Origin of the sequence: Amedibacillus dolichus DSM 3991 (genome assembly GCF_000154285.1) — a bacterium.
Classification (GTDB): Bacteria; Bacillota_I; Bacilli_A; order Erysipelotrichales; family Erysipelotrichaceae; genus Amedibacillus; species Amedibacillus dolichus.
Genome location: NZ_DS483477.1, coordinates 75,356 through 95,419 on the forward strand (window position 1 = coordinate 75,356; position 20,064 = coordinate 95,419).

General features: G+C 37.6%; 10 protein-coding genes and 1 tRNA gene. 10 read left to right on the forward strand and 1 reads right to left on the reverse strand.

Features of this window, described 5'->3' with window-relative positions; translation table 11 throughout:
- Positions 1-5 precede the first annotated feature (5 nt).
- On the forward strand, positions 6-782 hold the full coding sequence (gene murI, locus EUBDOL_RS07685) for a glutamate racemase (RefSeq protein ID WP_004800311.1): 777 nt from the start codon (positions 6-8) through the stop codon (positions 780-782).
- A 62-nt stretch (positions 783-844) separates the two neighbouring features.
- Positions 845-2,221: an aminopeptidase gene (locus EUBDOL_RS07690; RefSeq protein ID WP_004800313.1), complete on the forward strand. Its 1,377-nt coding sequence runs from the start codon at positions 845-847 to the stop codon at positions 2,219-2,221.
- Between the two features lie 174 nt (positions 2,222-2,395).
- Here EUBDOL_RS07690 and EUBDOL_RS07695 read toward each other — a convergent pair.
- Positions 2,396-2,471: transfer RNA gene (locus EUBDOL_RS07695), tRNA-Gln, on the reverse strand.
- 137 nt (positions 2,472-2,608) lie between these two features.
- Here EUBDOL_RS07695 and gltX point away from each other — a divergent pair.
- The 8 genes from gltX (at position 2,609) to EUBDOL_RS07735 (ending at position 19,386) form a co-directional block, all read left to right on the forward strand.
- The gene (gene gltX / locus EUBDOL_RS07700) at positions 2,609-4,069 is read left to right on the forward strand and encodes a glutamate--tRNA ligase (RefSeq protein WP_004800315.1); all 1,461 of its coding nucleotides are present in this window, start codon (positions 2,609-2,611) and stop codon (positions 4,067-4,069) included.
- Positions 4,070-4,232: 163 nt separating this feature from the next.
- Positions 4,233-6,026 (forward strand): aminopeptidase P family protein, encoded by a 1,794-nt coding sequence (locus tag EUBDOL_RS07705; RefSeq protein ID WP_004800318.1) that lies wholly within the window; start codon positions 4,233-4,235, stop codon positions 6,024-6,026.
- Between the two features lie 56 nt (positions 6,027-6,082).
- Positions 6,083-6,676 carry a CpXC domain-containing protein gene (locus EUBDOL_RS07710; protein WP_040463621.1) on the forward strand — a complete coding sequence of 198 codons (594 nt, stop codon included), beginning with the start codon at positions 6,083-6,085 and terminating at the stop codon, positions 6,674-6,676.
- Between the two features lie 20 nt (positions 6,677-6,696).
- On the forward strand, positions 6,697-7,743 hold the full coding sequence (locus tag EUBDOL_RS07715) for an ABC transporter ATP-binding protein (RefSeq protein ID WP_004800322.1): 1,047 nt from the start codon (positions 6,697-6,699) through the stop codon (positions 7,741-7,743).
- Between the two features lie 418 nt (positions 7,744-8,161).
- Positions 8,162-10,591 (forward strand): glycoside hydrolase domain-containing protein, encoded by a 2,430-nt coding sequence (locus EUBDOL_RS07720; RefSeq protein WP_004800326.1) that lies wholly within the window; start codon positions 8,162-8,164, stop codon positions 10,589-10,591.
- 283 nt (positions 10,592-10,874) lie between these two features.
- Positions 10,875-11,309, forward strand: a complete 435-nt coding sequence (locus tag EUBDOL_RS07725; protein ID WP_154645861.1) for a hypothetical protein — start codon at positions 10,875-10,877, stop codon at positions 11,307-11,309.
- Between the two features lie 382 nt (positions 11,310-11,691).
- The gene (locus tag EUBDOL_RS07730; RefSeq protein ID WP_004800328.1) at positions 11,692-11,967 is read left to right on the forward strand and encodes a hypothetical protein; all 276 of its coding nucleotides are present in this window, start codon (positions 11,692-11,694) and stop codon (positions 11,965-11,967) included.
- A gap of 474 nt (positions 11,968-12,441) precedes the next feature.
- Complete coding sequence (locus EUBDOL_RS07735; protein ID WP_004800332.1) at positions 12,442-19,386, forward strand: discoidin domain-containing protein; 6,945 nt, start codon at positions 12,442-12,444, stop codon at positions 19,384-19,386.
- The last annotated feature ends 678 nt before the right edge of the window (positions 19,387-20,064 follow it).

The window sequence follows — 20,064 nt, forward strand, 5'->3', positions numbered from 1 at the left end:
GGTATGTGAATGTTAATTCCCCGATTGGTATTTTCGATTCGGGAATGGGAGGCATTAGTGTTTTAAAACAGATTCATGCCCTCATGCCGCAGGAGAATTTACTTTATTTCGGTGATTCGGCCTATGCACCGTATGGAGAAAAAAGCAGAGCTGAAATTACAGAGCGCTGTTATAGCATTTGTGAATTTTTTATGCGTAAAAAGGTCAAGGCTATTGTGATTGCCTGCAATACAGCTACAAGTGCTTGTGTAAATGAACTGCGTAAGCGTTATTTGAACATTCCGATTATCGGCATGGAGCCGGCTTTAAAGGTTGCGGCGGATAATGAACAACAGCAGCATATTCTTGTATTAGCGACGTATTTTACATTAAAGGAAAAAAAGTTTGCCGATTTAATGGCGCGCTGTGAAAAAGAGCATATTATTTACAAGCAGCCTTGTCCGGCTTTGGTACATATCGTTGAGGAGCATAAGCTGCAAGATGAAGAACTTGTGAAACAAACATTGCGAAACTATTTAGCTCCTTATAACCTTGAAGAAATAAACAGCATTGTATTAGGCTGTACGCATTTTGTGTTTTATCGAAAATATCTTACGGAGCTATTGCCAAAGCATATTGCAATCATTGATGGAAATACGGGAACAGCGAAGCAGGTAAAGCATTTGCTGGAGGAGCGCGATTTGCTGAAACAAACCAAGGATATCGGAGCAATAGAAATTTATAATTCCTTAGAAGATGATAAGGATATACAGGATTTGGCACAAGAGCTATTGAAGGGATAAGCCGTTTTCATTGCGTGAATGTGCAAATCATTATATAATAAGAACTATTAGGAGGATCTGACATGAGAGAAAATGCTTGGAAAAAATATGATGAAAAAGAAATGAGTGAAGTCTTTGCGTTCAGTGAAGGCTATAAGAAGTTTATTTCTGATTGCAAAACAGAAAGAGAATGTGTCGATGAGGCAATTCGCATGGCGAAGGAGCACGGCTATCGTGATCTTGATGAGGTAATCAGAAATAAGGAAACTTTAAAGGCCGGAGATAAGGTATATGCCAACAATATGGGGAAAACAATTGCTTTGTTTATGATTGGTGAAGAAGCAATGGAAAACGGAATGAACATTCTCGGTGCCCATGTGGATAGTCCGCGTTTGGACTTGAAACAGAATCCATTGTATGAGGATCATGATTTGGCAATGTTGGATACGCATTACTATGGTGGAATTAAGAAGTATCAGTGGGTAACTCTACCTTTAGCACTACATGGTGTAGTTGTGCGTAAGGACGGTACATCTGTAACTGTAAATATCGGTGAAGATGAAAGCGATCCGGTAGTTGGTATTTCCGATTTGTTGGTACATTTATCTGCGGATCAAATGACCAAAACGGCTAGTAAGGTGATCGAAGGAGAAGATCTTAATGTTACCGTTGGCAGCATTCCTTTAAAGGATACGGAAAAGGAAGCAGTTAAGGCGAATATCTTAAAGCTTTTGAAAGATAAGTATGATATCGTAGAAGACGATTTCGTATCTGCGGAAATTGAAGTTGTTCCGGCAGGAAAAGCACGTGATTATGGCTTGGATCGTTCCATGGTAATGGGATATGGGCATGATGATCGTATTTGTGCTTATACATCTTTAATGGCCTTATTGGAAATGCCAAGTGTAAAGCGTACTGCTGTATGTCTGCTTGTAGATAAGGAAGAGGTAGGCAGTATCGGAGCGACCGGTATGCAGTCAAAATTCTTTGAAAATACAGTAGCAGAGGTTATGGATCGTATGGGTGAATATAACGATTTAGCACTTCGCCGCGCATTGAAAAACTCTAAGATGTTGTCAAGTGATGTAAGTGCTGCGTTTGATCCTAACTATGCAAGTGTTATGGAGCCTAAAAACTCAGCTTATTTCGGACAGGGTATCGTATTTAATAAATATACCGGTTCAAGAGGAAAAGGCGGCTGTAACGATGCCAATGCGGAATATATTGCAGAGCTGAGAAACATCATGGAGAAAGAAAATGTAGCATATCAGACAGCCGAGCTTGGAAAGGTTGATCAAGGCGGAGGCGGAACAATCGCTTATATCCTTGCTCAGTATGATATGGAGGTTATCGACTGCGGTATCGCCCTTCATAATATGCACGCACCTTGGGAAATTGCCAGCAAGGCAGATATTTATGAGGCTACCAAAGGCTATATTGCATTCTTAAAGCACGCCTAATAAGTAAAAAGCAAGTTTGGTTTTATCAAGCTTGCTTTTTTAGAAGATTCTATGTTATATAAGATAAAGTGAAATTAGAGAAAATTAATGTTTCATTTTTGTTTTATCATCTAAAATTATTGTTATGAAAAATGATAATAAAAAAAGCTCATAGCTCGAGCTTTTATTTTTCTATGGCTGGGGTACTTGGATTCGAACCAAGGAAATGCCAGATTCAGAGTCTGGTGCCTTACCGCTTGGCTATACCCCAATCTTTGTGCGGCATGTGATATTATAAAGCACAAGGTAGGACTTTGTCAATAGAAAATAGGTAAAAATCCTAGTTTTGGTTGATAATGGCACGCGTTTATTATATGATAATAATGCTATCGAAAGGAAGAATATGTCATGAAAAAAGTAAGAACAAGATTTGCACCTAGTCCTACGGGATATATGCATATAGGAAACTTAAGAACAGCACTTTTCGAGTATTTGATTGCTAAGCATGAAGATGGGGATTTTATCCTGCGTATTGAGGATACCGATCAAGAACGCTTGGTAGAGGGAGCTGTTGATATTATTTACGATACGATGAAGGCGGTTGGTCTGAACCATGATGAAGGACCGGATATTGGCGGAGACTTCGGACCGTATGTACAATCAGAGCGTTTATCCATGTATAAAGGATATGCGGATCAGCTTGTAGAGCTTGGCGGAGCACATTATTGCTTCTGTAGTGAGGAAGAAATCGAAGCACAGCGCAAGGAAGCGGAAAGCTTGGGAATTTCTTTTAAATACGATGATCCATGTAAGCATATTTCGATTGAGGAAGCCAGAAAGCGTATTGCCGATGGTGAAAAGTATGTTGTACGTCAAACGATCAAAGCCAATGGAGAAACGTATTTTGATGATGAGGTGTATGGAAGAATTGAGGTCGATAATGCTACCTTAGATGAGTCCGTTTTATTGAAATCCGATGGCTTCCCTACATACAACTTTGCGAATATTATTGATGATCATCAGATGCAGATTTCTCATGTTGTACGTGGGAATGAATATTTGTCATCAACTCCGAAATATAATTTGATTTATCAGGCATACGGTTGGGATATTCCTACCTATGTGCATGTTCCACCGGTTATGAAAGATGAACAGCATAAGCTTTCCAAGCGTAATGGAGATGCCAGCTTTCAAGATCTAGTAAAGAAGGGGTATTTACCGGAGGCAATTCTAAACTATATTGCTTTGCTTGGTTGGGCACCGGAGAGCGAACAGGAAATTTATTCGCTTGAAGAGTTAATCAAGGTTTTTGATATTAAGCGTATTTCAAAATCACCGGCTATCTTTGATATTGATAAGCTGACTTGGATGAATGGTATGTATTTGCGTGCTATGAGCGAAGAAAAATTTTATGAAACGGTAAAGCCGTATATTGAAGAAGCGATTAAACGTCCGGTTGATCAGATGGCAGTTGCCCGTATTTTACAGCCACGTACCGATGTACTGTCCAATATTGTGGAAAGTTTGGATTTCATTGATGTCCTTCCGGAATATGACAATGCCATGTATATTCATAAAAAGATGAAAACAACCTATGAAATTGCGTTAAAGGCATTGAAGGCAAGCAAGGAAGCCTTGGAAGCATTAAATGATTGGTCCAGTGAAGAAAAGCTGCACGATGTATTGTTGGCACTTCCGGCACAGATGGAAATGAAAAACGGACAGATTTTGTGGCCTGTACGTTGTGCGATTACCGGTAAACAGTTTACACCGGGAGGAGCAATCGAAATTGCATATATTCTTGGTAAGGAAGAAACACTGGCTCGTATTCAAATCGGTATTGAAAAGCTGGAAAAAGAGGTTGCTTAAGAACTGCGTTTGCAGTTCTTTTCTAATCGTAACGGATAATGTCATGAAGTCGCATACCGTTTACGATTTCTTGAAAGACGATGTAAGAAATAAATGAAATTAAGGTATCCAAGGACAGCATTTTAGAGTACAATGTTGTTGAATACTTGAAGGAGGACGCAAAATGACAGTAGTTGAAAAATTAATTGAATTAAGAGCATTGATGGCAGAGCGCGGCATTGATGTGTATATGATACCAACCTCTGATTTTCATGAAACAGAATATGTTGGCGAGCATTTTAAAGCAAGATATTTTATGTCCGGCTTTAGCGGTTCACAGGGAACGTTGGTTGTTTGTAAGGATCAGGCAGCTTTATGGACCGACGGACGTTATTTTATCCAAGCCGCAAAGCAGTTAAAGGGATCCGGTATTGAACTCATGCGTATGGGAGAAGAGGGAGTTCCTACCATTGTCTCTTATATTTACGATCATATTTGTGAGCATGGTGGTTTTGGCTTTGATGGGCGAGTTATGAATACAAAGCTTGCGGCATCTATTTGTGCAAAGCTTAGTGAAAAGCAAGTACGAATCATTTGTCATGAGGATTTAGTGGATAAGATTTGGAAGGATCGTCCAGCGCTTCCAAAGGATCCTGCCTTTTTCTTAAAGGAATGTTACAGTGGAAAATCAACAGCGGATAAATTGGCAGATATTCTTGCGGTTATGAAGAAGAAGCAGGCAACCCATCACATCGTTACGACCTTAGATGATATTGCATGGATTTTAAATATGCGTGGGAATGATATTGCGCATTTTCCGGTCGTACTTGCATATTTGATCATTACCGAAAATAAGCATCACCTATTTGTCGATAGGAGTAAGTTATCTCAAGAGCTATTGGATAATTTTGCTCAAAATGAAATCGAATTGCACCCGTATGATGCGGTTTATGAATTTGTGAAAACAATTCCGAAAACAGCGGTTGTCATGATGGATAAAGCACATGTGAATTATGCAATCAGTGAGAACCTTAAGCAAGTCAGCAAGATCATTGATTGTCCAAATCCATCACAGATGATGAAGGCAATTAAAAATCCGGTGGAATTAGAGAACAATCGTAAAGCGCATATCAAAGACGGTGTTGCGATGACGAAGTTTATGTATTGGCTGAAAACCAATGTCGGAAAAATGGAAATAAGTGAAATTTCCGCAAGTGATTATTTAGCTGAATTACGTGCGCAGCAAGAGGGTTTTTTAGATGTAAGCTTTGATACGATTGCGGCTTATAAGGAGCATGCGGCAATGATGCATTACAGCGCTACAAAGGAAAGCGATGTTCTTTTAAAGCCGGAGGGAATGCTGTTAGTTGATAGTGGCGGACAGTACCTAGAAGGGACAACCGATATCACCAGAACTTTTGTGTTGGGGGCAATCAGCGATGAGGAACGTTTGCATTTCAGTGCTGCTTTACGTGGACATATCGCTTTAAGCAAGGCACATTTCTTATATGGCTGTCGTGGAACAAATCTGGATATTCTTGCCAGAGGACCATTATGGGAAATGGGAATTGATTATAAATGCGGAACCGGACATGGTGTTGGGCACTTACTAAACGTACATGAAGGACCAAATGGCTTCCGTTGGCGCATTGTGAGTGAACGCAATGACAGCTGTGTGTTAGAGGAAGGTATGACACAGTCCAATGAACCGGGAGTTTATGTAGAAGGAAGTCATGGTATTCGTCATGAAAATGAATGTGTGGTTGTTAAGGGAGAAAAGAATGAGTATGGGCAATTCATGCATTTAGAAACGATTACCTTTGTACCTTTTGATTTAGATGGAATTGATCCCGATGTTTTAAGTAGCTATGAGAAGCAATGGCTGAACGACTATCATCAAGAAGTGTACGAGAAAATTTCGCCATATTTGACGGAAGAAGAAAAGACTTGGTTAAAACAGGCAACAAGAGCAATCTAAGAGCGGTTAACATACCGTTCTTTTTGTTTTTATATTATAATAGAGATGGTGATATCATGAAATCAATATTGGTAGAAATTCAATGTGATTGCGGTTTTCATACCTATCGAAAGAGCGAAACTTTAGTGTTATCTGATTTTGAGGTGGATATTCGCAAGGCATTAATGGAAAATACATATTTTACGATACGCTGTCCACGATGTGGAAAAGAAATTATTTTTCTTCACCCCTTTGCTTATGTGGATAAAAAGCATCATTTCATAATATTATTGAAGCCGAAGCAAGCCTTTTGTGAAGATGATCATCATTTGTATCATGAGGATACAAGAAGTCGCAAGCGAATTGTGTTTGATCCTAAGACGATAAAGGAAAAGCTATGTATTTTGGAAGATGATTTCGATGATCGTGTGATTGAAATCATGAAAGAAAAACTACGATTGCAGCTGGAAAGACAGGGACGGGAAATCGTGGATATCGTATATCAGGATCGCCATGAGGACAGCTTATGGTTTTTGGTCAATCAAGAACCGTTGGCAGTGCTGTATGAAAATTATCAAAGCATTGAAAGCAGTTTAGAAAAGGAGAAGTACGATCGTTATTTAGCGATTGATGGGCAATGGGCGAAAGCATGGCTGGCATTGCATAAATAAGTGTGGAAGGAGAGTTTTGTATGTCGTTAAAACTGGAGCATATTACAAAAAGCTATGGTTGCATAGAGGCAGTGAAAGATGTGTCATTCACATCACAGGGAAAGCATTTCATTGTACTTGCCGGTCCTTCCGGCTGTGGAAAGACGACGCTTTTACAGCTGATTGCCGGTTTTTTAAAGCCGGATAGCGGAAGTATATGGATAGATGATAAAGAGGTTCAGCATGCCAAACCGCATGAAAGAGATATTGCGATGGTATTTCAAGATGCGGCATTATTTCCAAGCATGACGGTTTACGATAACATTGCCTATGGTCTTACCTACGGCGGCCTTTCTAAGCAGGAGGCAGGGCAGCGAGTGAGGGCGATGGCGGAGGTATTGGGCATTGATGGTTTATTAAAACGCAAGGCAGAGGCTTTAAGCAATGGACAAAAGCAGCGTGTGAGCATTGCCAGAGCCTTGGTACGCAGACCGAAACTGTTTTTGATGGACGAAGCCTTCAGTGCCTTGGATACACGTTTAAAGGCTCAATTACGTTTGGAACTTGCGAAGCTTTATCAACAACTGGACGCAACATTTCTTTATGTTACACATGATCGCTTGGAGGCTATGACCTTGGCAGATACCTTAATTGTGATGAAGGAAGGAGTCTTTCAGCAAATCGGCGATCCCTTAAAGCTGTATCGTGATCCCGCTAATTTATTTGTGGCAGCTTTTTTAGGTACGTATGAAATCAATACTCTTCAAGCGTATGTCGATGGTAATATTCTTGCCTTTGAGAAAGAATGCATAAAGCTTTCAAATACCTACGAAGCACAAGAGGTTATTATGGCAATACGTCCGGAGCATCTTATTTTTTCAAAGGAGGGAATGCGAGGAAGAATTGTTCTTGTGGAGCATTTGGGTGATGAGTGCTATATCCGTCTTGCTTGGCAGGATCATCTTTTTTATATGAAGGTCGATCGTAAAGTAAATATACAGCTATATGATGAGGTTTGTTTTCGCTTTGATCCAAAAGAAATCCTTTTGTTTGATAAAACAAGTGAACAGCGTTTGTTTGGTAAATAGGCAGTGGAAAAGGAAATGTAGGAGTATGTAGTTTGATAAAATGAGTTTTAAAGACTTTGGGGAATTTCCTCAAAGCTTTTTTATTGCTGTTTATAAATAACAGCTATCATGGATAAAGGCATGTGGAAGCTTACAAGTTGGAAAAAGATGGAAATTAAAGCGATTCATAAAAGATGGAAATTAAAGCGATTTCATATTGACGTAAGAAAAGGAAATGATATAATTATTAAGCTGAAAACGTTTTCTAATTTAAAAATCAGCGACAGACAGATATTATTTAATTGTCTTTGTTTATGAATAGGAGTGGGAGTGTTTACGATAGGGGTTTGAATTTGGCAAGGCATGCTTAAGGTATGAAGCAAGGCTTTGCGAAATAGCGATTATTTAAGGTAAGAGAAAGGAATAGGACATATTTACGATGAAAAAGACGACAGATAAGCTCAAAAAAATAGTTTTAGCATTTTGTTGTAGCATTTCTTTGGTATCTGCAACAACTGTAAATACAGCAGCGGCAGAAAACAGCGATGTTATGAATGCTTATGTAGGAAATGAAAAGCTGTTGGATACAGAATTGAATCTTGATGAATTAAAAAAGGGAAGTGGATCTTCTTATAAAGGAACAGCTTGGCTAAATGATGAATTAAGCTCTAAAATAGTTGTAACTACCAATCAAGAAGTTCATGATGTGGAAGTAACTGCAAATGATTTTACCAATCAGGCAGGCAAGGTTTTAGCAAAAGAAAATATTGAAATCAAGTGGCTGAAAGAGGTTGAAGCCAAAGAAGGTCGTAACGCAGCCGGAAAAGTGAAAAAATATCCTGATGTCATTCATAAGGGCGGTAAGAAGGATATTGCGGCAAACGATGTGCAGTTTGCATGGGTAACGATCAAGGTTCCGGAAACTACCGCACCGGGCATCTATAAAGGAACACTTAAGGTATCGGCGGCAGAATTGGAAAAACCATTTGAACTGCAATACACGATTGAAGTGTTAAACTTGAAACAGCCGGCAGCAGAAGCAACGGAAATTCAGGTTTGGCAGCACCCTTTCTCAGTCGCAAACTATTACTTGGGATTGGGAGAAAAAGCAACCGGTGGTATTACGAATGAAGTAAGAAATGATTTCTATTTCACAGAAGAGCACTTTAACTTAATGCGTGATTCTATCGAAGAATATGTTTCTATCGGCGGTCATGATGCGGTAGCGAACATTGTTGAAGAGGCATGGAACCATCAATCCTATTATAACGATTTATCCATGGTAAAATGGACAAAGAAAAAAGACGGAACATGGGACTTCAATTATGATTGGTATGATAAGTGGATCAATTTTATGATCGAATGCGGTGTATTGGATCCTGCAAACGGCATCGGACAGATCAAATGCTACAGTATCGTACCATGGAACAATCAGATTGCTTACTTTGATGAGGCAAAAGGGAAAACGGTAAAAGAATCTCATGAGCCGGGCAGTGCAGAATGGAAAGCTATGTGGCAGCCGTTCTTGGAAGATTTCTTAAAGCATTCAAAGGAAATGGGTTGGTTTGAAATTACCTATATTTCTATGGACGAACGTGGTCTTGATCAATTAAAACCGGCAGTGGATATGATTGAATCCGTAACCGATGAGGAAGGCAATCACTTTAAGATTTCTTCTGCATTGAACTATCAATCACCGGATACATACGAATTTACCGATCGTATTGATGATATTTCCATCAACTTAGGCAATATCAAACAAGCAGAGGATATGGAGCAGTTATCTGCGCATCGTCAAGCATTGGGATTGACTACAACGATGTATACCTGTACCGGAGATTATCCAAGCAATTTTATGATCAGCGATCCGGGAGATAACTATTGGGATATTTGGTACACCATGACACTGGGAACCGATGGCTATATGCGTTGGGCATGGGATAATTATGTGTATGATATGCACGGTGATGCTACCTATCGTTATTGGGAACCGGGAGATGGGTGGTTCATTTATCCGGAAGAAAGAGAAGCAATTGATGAAAGCTATCAAGCTTCCTTCTATAGCACACCACGCTATGAGCTGTTTAAGCAGGGAATTCGCGATGTTGCGAAAGCAAAATATTTATTGAACAGTGCGGCTGCAAGTGCAGAGCAGAAAACAGCTTTAAAGAATGTTGTTGAAAATCTGAAAAAGCCGAACAAAGGAACTTATCAGGGGTCAGCTGTTCCTGCGACACCGGAAGATCGTATGCTTGTGCATTCTGAAACCGCACGTGCATTGGAGGCTACAAATCAATTAGCCAAAGAGGTAGCTGGAAGCAATGAAAAAGCAGCTTTAAAAGCGGCAATCGACAGTGTTTCCAAGTATGAAGCAGGTAATTATACAGAAGAAAGCTGGAATGCATTGCAGAAAGCATTAAAAACAGCCAATACAGTTTATGCCGATGCAGATGCGACACAGGCTGATTACTATGATGCAAAAGAAGCATTGGAAGCAGCAATGCAGGCATTGACTTATCGCAGAGCGGATTATTCAAAGATAGAAGCGGCAATCGGCAAAGCAGAGGCATTGAATCGTGCCGATTATGTTGATTTCAGTGCGGTTGAAAACGCCATTCAGGCAGTTGAATATGACTTGGATATTACGCATCAAGCCGAGGTAGATGCCATGGCACAGGCAATTCTTGCTGCGATTGAGGGCTTAGATAAAAAAGAGCCTATAAAACCGGAACAGCCACAGACACCGGACAAGGAAGAGGACAAGAAGCCAAACACCGGTGATGTAACAAGTATGCCGTTGTTTTTAAGCCTACTTACAACGTCCGGTATTGCGCTTGGCTATGGAATGAACAAGAGAAGAAAAAACTAAGCTAACCAAAGACTTATATGTGAAGTGAATCGGTAGCTTTCACGTATTTGATAAAGAGAAGCAGGTGGGTACAAGCCTCAGGTAGAGGTTTTGTGTTCATCTGTTTTTTCTTTAGGGGAACTTGCTTCATCGTAAAAGCTTTTAAAGGTTGCGGATGCGGATATAGGTATATATTTTATTGGAAGTTTATTAGAAAAAAGATAATAGTGTAAATGACTATCAACACTATTTGAATATTTTAGAGAAACAAAAAGTACCGAATGCTAAAGCTGAATTAGAAAACATGATTGTTTTGGATTATTTAACAATGAATATAGACAGGCACATGAAAAACTTCGGTGTTATTCGAAATGTAGAAACACTTGTATGGGAAAAGGTAACACCTTTATTTGATACGGGACAATCGATGAATTGCAGTGAGATTACTAAAAATATGAATTTTTATGATGGAAAAGGGAAATTATTTTATAATACAGAAAAGAAATTTTTTACTTATTTATCAATCATTGATAATTTTGAAAGATTTGATCTATCCAAGTTAGATGGTTTAGATAAAGAATATCAAACAGTATTAAAAAAATATCAGCAGTTTACGGATATGAGCGATGATCGAATCGAAAAGCTTGTAGATGGCATACGCATAAGAATGAAAGAATTTAATATCTATAAAGAGAAACAAATTTCCAATGGAAAAAGTATTGTTGCCGGGAAAGACTAGACAGTCTGATTTATAATAAAGATGTGAAATTAAAGTCGGGCATCTATGTATTCTCATAACGAATTAAGAAGTATAGGAACTGTTTGATAAAACACACAATCTCACATAGTCTCGACATAATTTAAATATTATTTTTTACTATACTATAAGCAAGCAAGGGATAATAATCATAGAACCCTTGCTGTATGAATAACCCCCTCAAATAATTTTTCATACTTTCTCCCTATCATACAAAAAAGACGTCGTTGGCGTCTTTTTTGTATGGTGAATTGTGTAGAATCGATAAAGAGAGTTTAAGTTATGATTAGAAAAAGACACTTATTGACTTCATTTAGAAAAAAAGCTATGATTATCGTATTCGAAAATAAGAAGGAGATTTCAAATGGAAAACAAAACAGGAAATGTAGAGAAAAAGAAGGCAACACTGCCATTTCGTTTATTTTATGTATTGGCAATCGGTATGCTGATTTATATGGGCTTTTCTGCGATTACCAGCTATCAAGCCTTTGTAGATTATTGTGCCGGTTATCAATTGGAACCAAGTGCGGAATGGTTTACCGGACTAAAAAGTATTTTGGCAGCAGTGATTCCTTGTTTGGTATATGCGGCAACCATGTATGGTATTGGTTTGCTATTGGAAAATTCAGAGAAAAAGTAAAATAATGAGCATATGGAGGTGAAACTTTATGTGCTTTTTTTATGCTTTTATGCTTAAAGATATAAAAATGATTTGTATTTTTGATTATATTCATTTTTCTGTGCAACCGGAAAGTGCAAAATAAATGTTAAAAAGTACAAACAAAAAATATAGACGATGATATTCGAAAGTAGTAAAATTTAAGAGTAAACGGTTACAGCTATTTCTGTTGATGGGCATAAGAAATTGTCCGTTTATATTTTTTAGCTGTGATGTAAGCGGATACATAGCGGATTATATATGGTTTAAGATGGGGGAATCTATGAATTGTATAGATACGCTATGCGTTGCTAATGCTTAGCTGCAATAATGATAGAATCATCGACTTTGGAGCCAATGACTGTATTATTGTTGCTGAAGGGAGGAGCGATCGGTAAAACGAGAAAACATAATTTTAAACGCAATGAAATCAAAAAGGATTGAAAGGAGAATATTATGTTTAAAAAGGTTGTTGCTAGTGGACTAAGCCTTATGATGGTACTAAGCAGTACAGGGTATCAGCAATTGGTTCAAGTTCACGCAGAAACAAACATGTTGAGCAAACAATTATCCGGCATCAAAAGCGTAGAAGCGGATAAGAGTGAAAAGAATGTTGTTTGGGTAACATTCACAAATGGATACAAAGGAAAATTAACTTTCTTGGATAATGGAATTTTCCGTTACAATGTAGATCCAAAGGGTGAGTTTAGCGAATATGCTACACCACGTTCCAGCGCTCACAAAGCAAGAATTCAGCAGTATCCAGATGATTCTGATAAATATAAACACCCGGAAGCTACTGTAACGAATCAAGGCGGAGTATATACGATTTCCGCAGGTGATGTTACAGTTACATTCAACCAGCAAGCGTTGATGAGCGTAAAATCCGGAAATAAAGTTGTTTTACAAGAAACATCACCTCTTTCTATCGGTGATCGCAGTGTCGTTCAAACATTAGCAAAGAATGATAATGAAAATTATTATGGTGGTGGAACACAGAACGGACGCTTTGTTCATACCGGTAAAACAATCAATATTGCAAATGAAAGCGGTTGGAATGATGGACAGGTATCTTCACCAAATCCATTCTATTGGTCAACTGCCGGATATGGTGTTTTAAGAAATACATTTGCTGATGGAAAATATGATTTCGGTGAAACAAATAGTGAGACTGCAACAGCAACTCATGATGAAGGAGAATTTGATGCTTATTACTTTGTAAGTGATGGAGCAAATGGTGCAGAGGTTTCACAGGATATTTTACAGGAATACTTTAAGGTAACTGGTAACCCTGCATTACTTCCTGAATATGGATTCTATGAAGGACACTTAAACTGTTATAACCGTGATGCTTGGGCAGATGGTGAGCAGAAAGCCGATCCAAGTAAAGGAAATAAAACTTGGGTAACAACAAATCCTGATGGAACTGAATTTAAACAGACAGAAGCAGGCGGAACCGGATATGAGATTAAAGAAAATTTACAATCCGAATCCTTAATGGGTAAAGGTCCGACTACAAAAAACAATGTGCCTTCCGGTGTTACGACACCTGAACAATTCTCAGCAAAGGCAGTATTGGATCGTTACGTTGAAAACGATATGCCATTAGGATATTTCCTTCCAAATGACGGTTATGGCTGTGGATATGGACAAAACGGATATAAAGTAACCGGTGGTGTTGAAGCTGATGGAAGCAGCAATGCGGAACGTACTGCAGCAATCGATGCCAATGTCGCTAACTTAAAGGAATTTACCGATTATGCAAACAGCAAAGGTGTTGATACCGGTCTATGGACACAAAGCCAATTATCACCGGATTCTAATAACAATACATCTTGGCATTTATTAAGAGATTTCAAAAAAGAAGTTAAAAACGGTGGTATTACGACATTAAAAACCGATGTTGCTTGGGTTGGTCAGGGTTATTCAATGCAACTAGATGGAGTAAAAACCGCTTATGACACAATTACCACTGAAGTAAATAAGCGTCCAAACATTATTTCCCTTGATGGTTGGGCAGGTTCTCAGCGTTTCAACTCTGTTTGGACAGGGGATCAAGCAGGTGGAAATTGGGAGTATATCCGTTTCCATATTCCTACTTATATCGGACAGTCTTTAAGTGGTAACCCTAATATCGGTTCCGATATGGACGGTATTCATGGCGGTGCACCGCTAATCGCAACTCGTGATTATCAGTGGAAAACATTTACTCCACAGATGTTGAATATGGACGGTTGGGGTACTTATACAAAAGCTCCACATGCATTTGCCGATCCATATAAGAGTACATCTCGTATGTATTTGAAGTTAAAAGGTCAGTTGTTGCCTTATATTTATACAAGTGCTGCTTCTGCATCTAACTTGAATACGAAAAACGGAGATACCGGACTTCCTATGATCCGTGCAATGTTCTTGGAATTCCCTAACGATGATTATGCATACAGTAAAAATATGCAGTATCAATATATGTTCGGTGATGCATTCCTTGTTGCTCCTGTTTATCAAAATACTGAATTGAATGAAGAAACAGGTGCAGATATCAGAAACGATATTTATTTACCAAAAGGTGAAACTTGGATTGATTACTTTACCGGTGAACAATATCGTGGTGGAACTGTAATCAACAACTTTGATGCACCATTATGGAAGCTTCCATTATTTGTAAAGAACGGTTCTATCGTTCCAATGTATGAAGAAAATAACTCTCCGGACAAGATCAATCGTGCAAATCGTATTGTTGAGTTCTGGCCGGAAGGTGAAAGCACTTATACAGCTTACGAAGATGACGGAAAATCAATTACAAATAAAACAGAAAAAGATGAAGATTATGGTGTGATTGATAATATTTCTTATGGAAATCACTCTGAATTGACTTATAAATCTGTTGTTAATGAAGAAAAGAAACAAGCTACATTAACTGCTGAAAAAGTAAATGTAACTGGTTCTTATGATGGATATTCTGCTGAAAAGAACACTACATTTGTAGTAAATGTATCTAAGAAGCCAACCAAGCTGACGGCTAAAAACGGTTCTTCAACCTTAAAGAATGTTGAAGTAAATTCAAAGGCTGAATTTGATGCAAAAACTCCAAATGCAGGTGAGGCGGTATTCTTCTATGATGCAAACCCAACAATCGAAACTTATGCAAATGAGCATGAAACTAAAATCAAAGAAATGGTGAAAGATGTTAAGGTTGCACCGAAATTATATGTAAAATTTGCAAAAACCAATGCTACTGAAAATGCTCAGCAATTAGTAATTGACGGTTTTGTTAATGATGGAAATCTTCCAAATGACGGAGAAAATGCAAGCCTAGATGCTCCTAAAAACATTGAATACAAACCTTCTTCTGATTCCATTGCATTGACATGGGACGAAGTAGAAGGCGCAACTTCTTATGATGTTGAAGCTGATGGTATTGTATATTCTATGCTTGAAAAACCGGCATATACACATTCTGGATTAAACTATCTTGAAAAACACACATATCGAGTTCGTTCTGTAAATAAAGACGGACATTCTGAATGGAGTGAATTGAAAGAAGTTTCTACACTTGATGATCCATATCGTAATGTTCCTAAGGGTATGACAGTGTCTTATGATCAAGGAAATACTCCGGCAGCTTATGCAGGAAAATTTGAATATATGGTAGATGGTGATGATGTAACAGAATATAGCTCTGCTGATGCAGGTGTATTCAATGGAAAATCATTCACAATTGATATGAAGAAGATTTATTCTATCAATAAATTAGACTATGTATTTAGACAAGATGGATCAAATGGTACAATTAAGAAATTCAAATTATCTTATAGTAACGATGGTGTAAATTGGAAGAAATATAAAGACGGGGAAGAAATCAATCTTACGCCAACAACGCAATGGCCACTTGGAGATAAAAATAAACTAAATACACAAAATGTTAATGCACGTTATGCGACAGTGGATTTAGAACAATTTAAGGCTAGATATATCAAGGTTGAATTGGTAGAAACTGCCGGAGGCTTCTTGCAGGCATACGAAATTCGTCCATATCATGTTGATAAGGATAAAGGAGTAATGCCGGGCGACTTTGAAGCAAATGGTATTATCAATGATAACGACGAAGTTTGGTTAGATAGCCATAATCCTGAAGCAGCCGGTGCACGCAAAGGTGGAGCATTCTATGAATCTGATGCAAATAAATTTGATTTGAATGAAAACGGAATCTTTGATGCTTACGATATTGCTGTCTTGACTACTCAGTTAAATGGTGGGGTAAAAGAAAAGACAAATGCTTCCGGTGTATTGAGTGCAGTGCCTTCTAAACAAAATGTAAAAGCAGGCGAAACATTCACAGTTGATATTTACGGAAGTGGATTGAAGAATGTTTATGCATTTGATTTTGAATTATCTTTTGATAAAGGTGCACTTTCTTACAGTGATGATGACTTTGTTGTAAAGACAACTGCAAAAACAAGAAATCAAAAAGTATATGAATATCTACATCATGAAGAAACTGATGAAAAAGATAGAGTATATGCAACTATAACAAATCTTGGAAATCAGACAAGTCTAAATGGAGATATGAAGTTAGCTACTGTTACTTTAAAAGCTAATAAAGAATTAGATTTAAGCAACTTGCAGTTATCCCATGGATTGGTAGTCGGTTCTAGCTTGAACTACGTGAATGGTTTAGATCCAGTGAAACCAAATGAACCAAGTGATATGGTTGAAAAACGTTTGGTTGCTCACGAAGATATCGTGAAGGCAAAAGCTAAATCAAATGGACCAGTTGGAGATGGAAATGACATTTGGGCAAGCTTAGACCAAAATAACAGCACTTACACAAACAGTAATTATGGAAATGCTGCAAATGCACACCCTCAGGTATACACATTTGAACTGAAGGATAAGATGAGTCTTTCTAAGGTTGGAGTAAGACCTAGATCAGCAAATCACTATGGTCAGTTAGGTTCATTCAAAGTATTTGTTAGTGATGATAAGAATACTTGGACACCGGTTAGCGATAAGGTTACTGTAAATGCAACTACTGCGGATAGCGAAGGCTATACATCTGTTGAACTTCCAAAAGGAACAAGTGCAAAATATGTAAAACTTGAACTTGAACCTGCGACTGCCGATGGAAATTGTGTTGCGACAAGTGAAGTAGCTATTTACTCAGCAGCAAGTGTAAAACCAACAAGTATTGTATTTGAAAAGGATACAATGGAATTGCACATTGGACATCTAACTCCTGTAAAAGCTATTGTTGCTCCTGAAGATGCAGCTAATAAGCTATATGAAGTAACAAGCGATAACTCAAAAGTTAAAGTAATTACTTCTTCTGATGCGAATGGATATTATTACTCTCTATTGGCTCTAGAAAAACTTAACGACGGTGAAGTAGTTACTCTTACTGCTACTTCAAAAGCTGATCCTAAGTTGAAGGATACAATGACAGTAACGGTAACTGATAAAGCATTCGTTGATGATTTGAATGCCGCAATCGCTGAAGCTGAAAAAGTAGTCAATGAAAAGGATCTATACACTTCTGCTTCTGTTGATGTAGTGGAAAAAGCATTAGCAGCTGCTAAAGAAGCAGTTAAAAACGGAGATCAGGCTACTGTCGATAAAGCAGAAATTGATTTATTGAATGCTATTGCCGGTTTGGAATTTAAAGGCTCTGATGATACTAGACCAGATAGTACAAATCATATTGACGAAGGACAGATGGAAGTAATATCTGTTACAAACTATGCAGACAGTGATATCAAAGATCACATTATCGATAACAATGCGGATAGTATTTGGCATTCTAGCTATGGACAGGGTGCAAAACTTCCAGTAGATGCAGTAATTGATTTAGGTGCTGTTTATCAGTTAGAACAAGTTGATTACTTACCACGTCAAAGTAGCTCTAATGGACACATTACACATTATCGTATTGAAGTAAGTACAGATAACAAGACATTTACTCCGGTAGTTGAAGGATATCTTCCAAATAATGGCTATGAATTGGATAACAAGGAAGTAGCTAAGATGATTAAGTTTGCTCCGGTTGAAGCACAATATGTGAAGTTCATCGCATTGGGAACTATCGGTGATAGTGGAAAGAACAATGACCGTTATGCATCTATCGCAGAATTGGATTTCTATGGTACTACGAATGCGGCAGTAACAAATGTTGCTTTCGAAAATGATGCAATGGAAATGGTAATAGCTGAACAAAAACAGTTAAAAGCAATTACTACTCCTTCTAACTCTACAGAACAATTAGTATGGAGCAGTGATAAGGAAGATGTTGTATCAGTAGATCAAAATGGTGTAGCAACTGCCAAAGCAGCAGGAACTGCAACTATTACGGTTAAGAAGGCAACTGACGCAAATATTTCAGCTTCTATGACGATTACGGTTAAAGCATTGGATAAGAGTGTATTAGAAGCTAAGATTAAAGAAGTTAGTGAGTTTAAAGCTACTGTAAAAGATGAAAAAGTTGTTGCTTATCTAACAGAAGAAATTGCAAAAGCGCAAGCAGTTGTAGATAATGCAGGTGCAACAGAATCTGATGTAACACAAGCGGTAGAAGCCTTGACGAGTGCTAAAGATACAGCTGTAAAAGCAATTGATGTTTTAAATCGTTTCGCAGCTGTAAAAGCATTGGATTTGAGTAAATTCGATCCAGCCGGACAAGAGGAACTATTAGCTCTTATCAGCGAAGTTGAAGAATTGGCAAAAGAGCCAATCACCAATCTAGACGTATTAACTGAAAAAGTTGCTAAGTTAGAAGAATTGAGTGGTAAATTGCTTCCGCTTGATGTTACTACTTTAGAAAACTTAATTAAGGTTGCTGAAGGAATTGAATTGGACAAATATGTTGATAATGACGCTAAAGATGCATTCTCTGCAGCTTTAAATAAAGCAAAAGAAGTTGCTGCAAATCCGAAAACTTTGGCAGAGATTAAAGCAGCGGAAACAGCATTAAAAGATGCAGAAGGAAAACTAGTCTTAAAAGCAACTACAGCTACAAAAGATGCTTTGAAGGATTTGTATGATGAATTTGCTAAGTTAGATTTGGAAAATTATTCAAATAAACATCAGGAACAAATACGTGATATGATGGATCGTATTCAGAGTGCTTTGAAAGATGAGCAATTATCTGAAGATGATGCAAAAGCGTTGTTGAGTGAAGCAGCTAAGGTTTATGCTGAATTACCAGCAATTAGTCCACTACCAGATCCAAATAATCCAGGCAATGGTCAAAATCCTGATGGTAATAATGGAGCAGGTCAAAAACCGAATGGTGATTCAACAAATACAGGCGATACAACAAATGCAGCATTATATTCTATGTTGTTATTGGCTAGTGCCGGTGGTGTTGCTTTAATTGGAATGAAGAAGAAAAAAGCGAATAAAGAATAGAATAAAATTATGAGCTTGTAATAATCTTTATGCCAAGTAAGATGTAAATAAAAAGTGGGATCAATGTGCCCACTTTTTATGTACCGAGAAAAAGTTTTCAATATTTTTGATTATCTCTTTATCAATATTAAATAAATCTATGATAAAATCACACATAAGTTTAAATTTCCATTGTTAGCATTTTTTCTTCTATAAACAAAATAAAAATGCGGGGGATTTTAGCAAAAAAAAGTATTTATACAAAATGTTAAAGATACTTACACATAATGTTGAATAGGCTTTAAAACGGCAGCATCTAAGTTTAAAGGTATCACACACCCTATACGAATTTAAAGCGCTTTTATTATGATAGGGTATGATAGGATAAAAATGAAGGTATATGTATATTTATTAGCTTTAATTTATTCTGAAATATTAAAAAGTGCAAAACAAATGTTTAAAAATACAAAAACTATTATTTTAAATTGAGATATAATATATGCTGTAAGGGCTTTCTAACACTCTGCGGTTAGCTTAAACATTTTAATTACATTTGGATTTACATGAATCTTTAAATGATAAGAAAGAAACAGGTAGTCTTTATGGAATTAAATCAAGGTAATTATATAATTCTTTGGGATAAGGATTATATGATTATAAAAAGGAAGGGGTTGGAAACAGAAAGAAGGCCTTAAATTC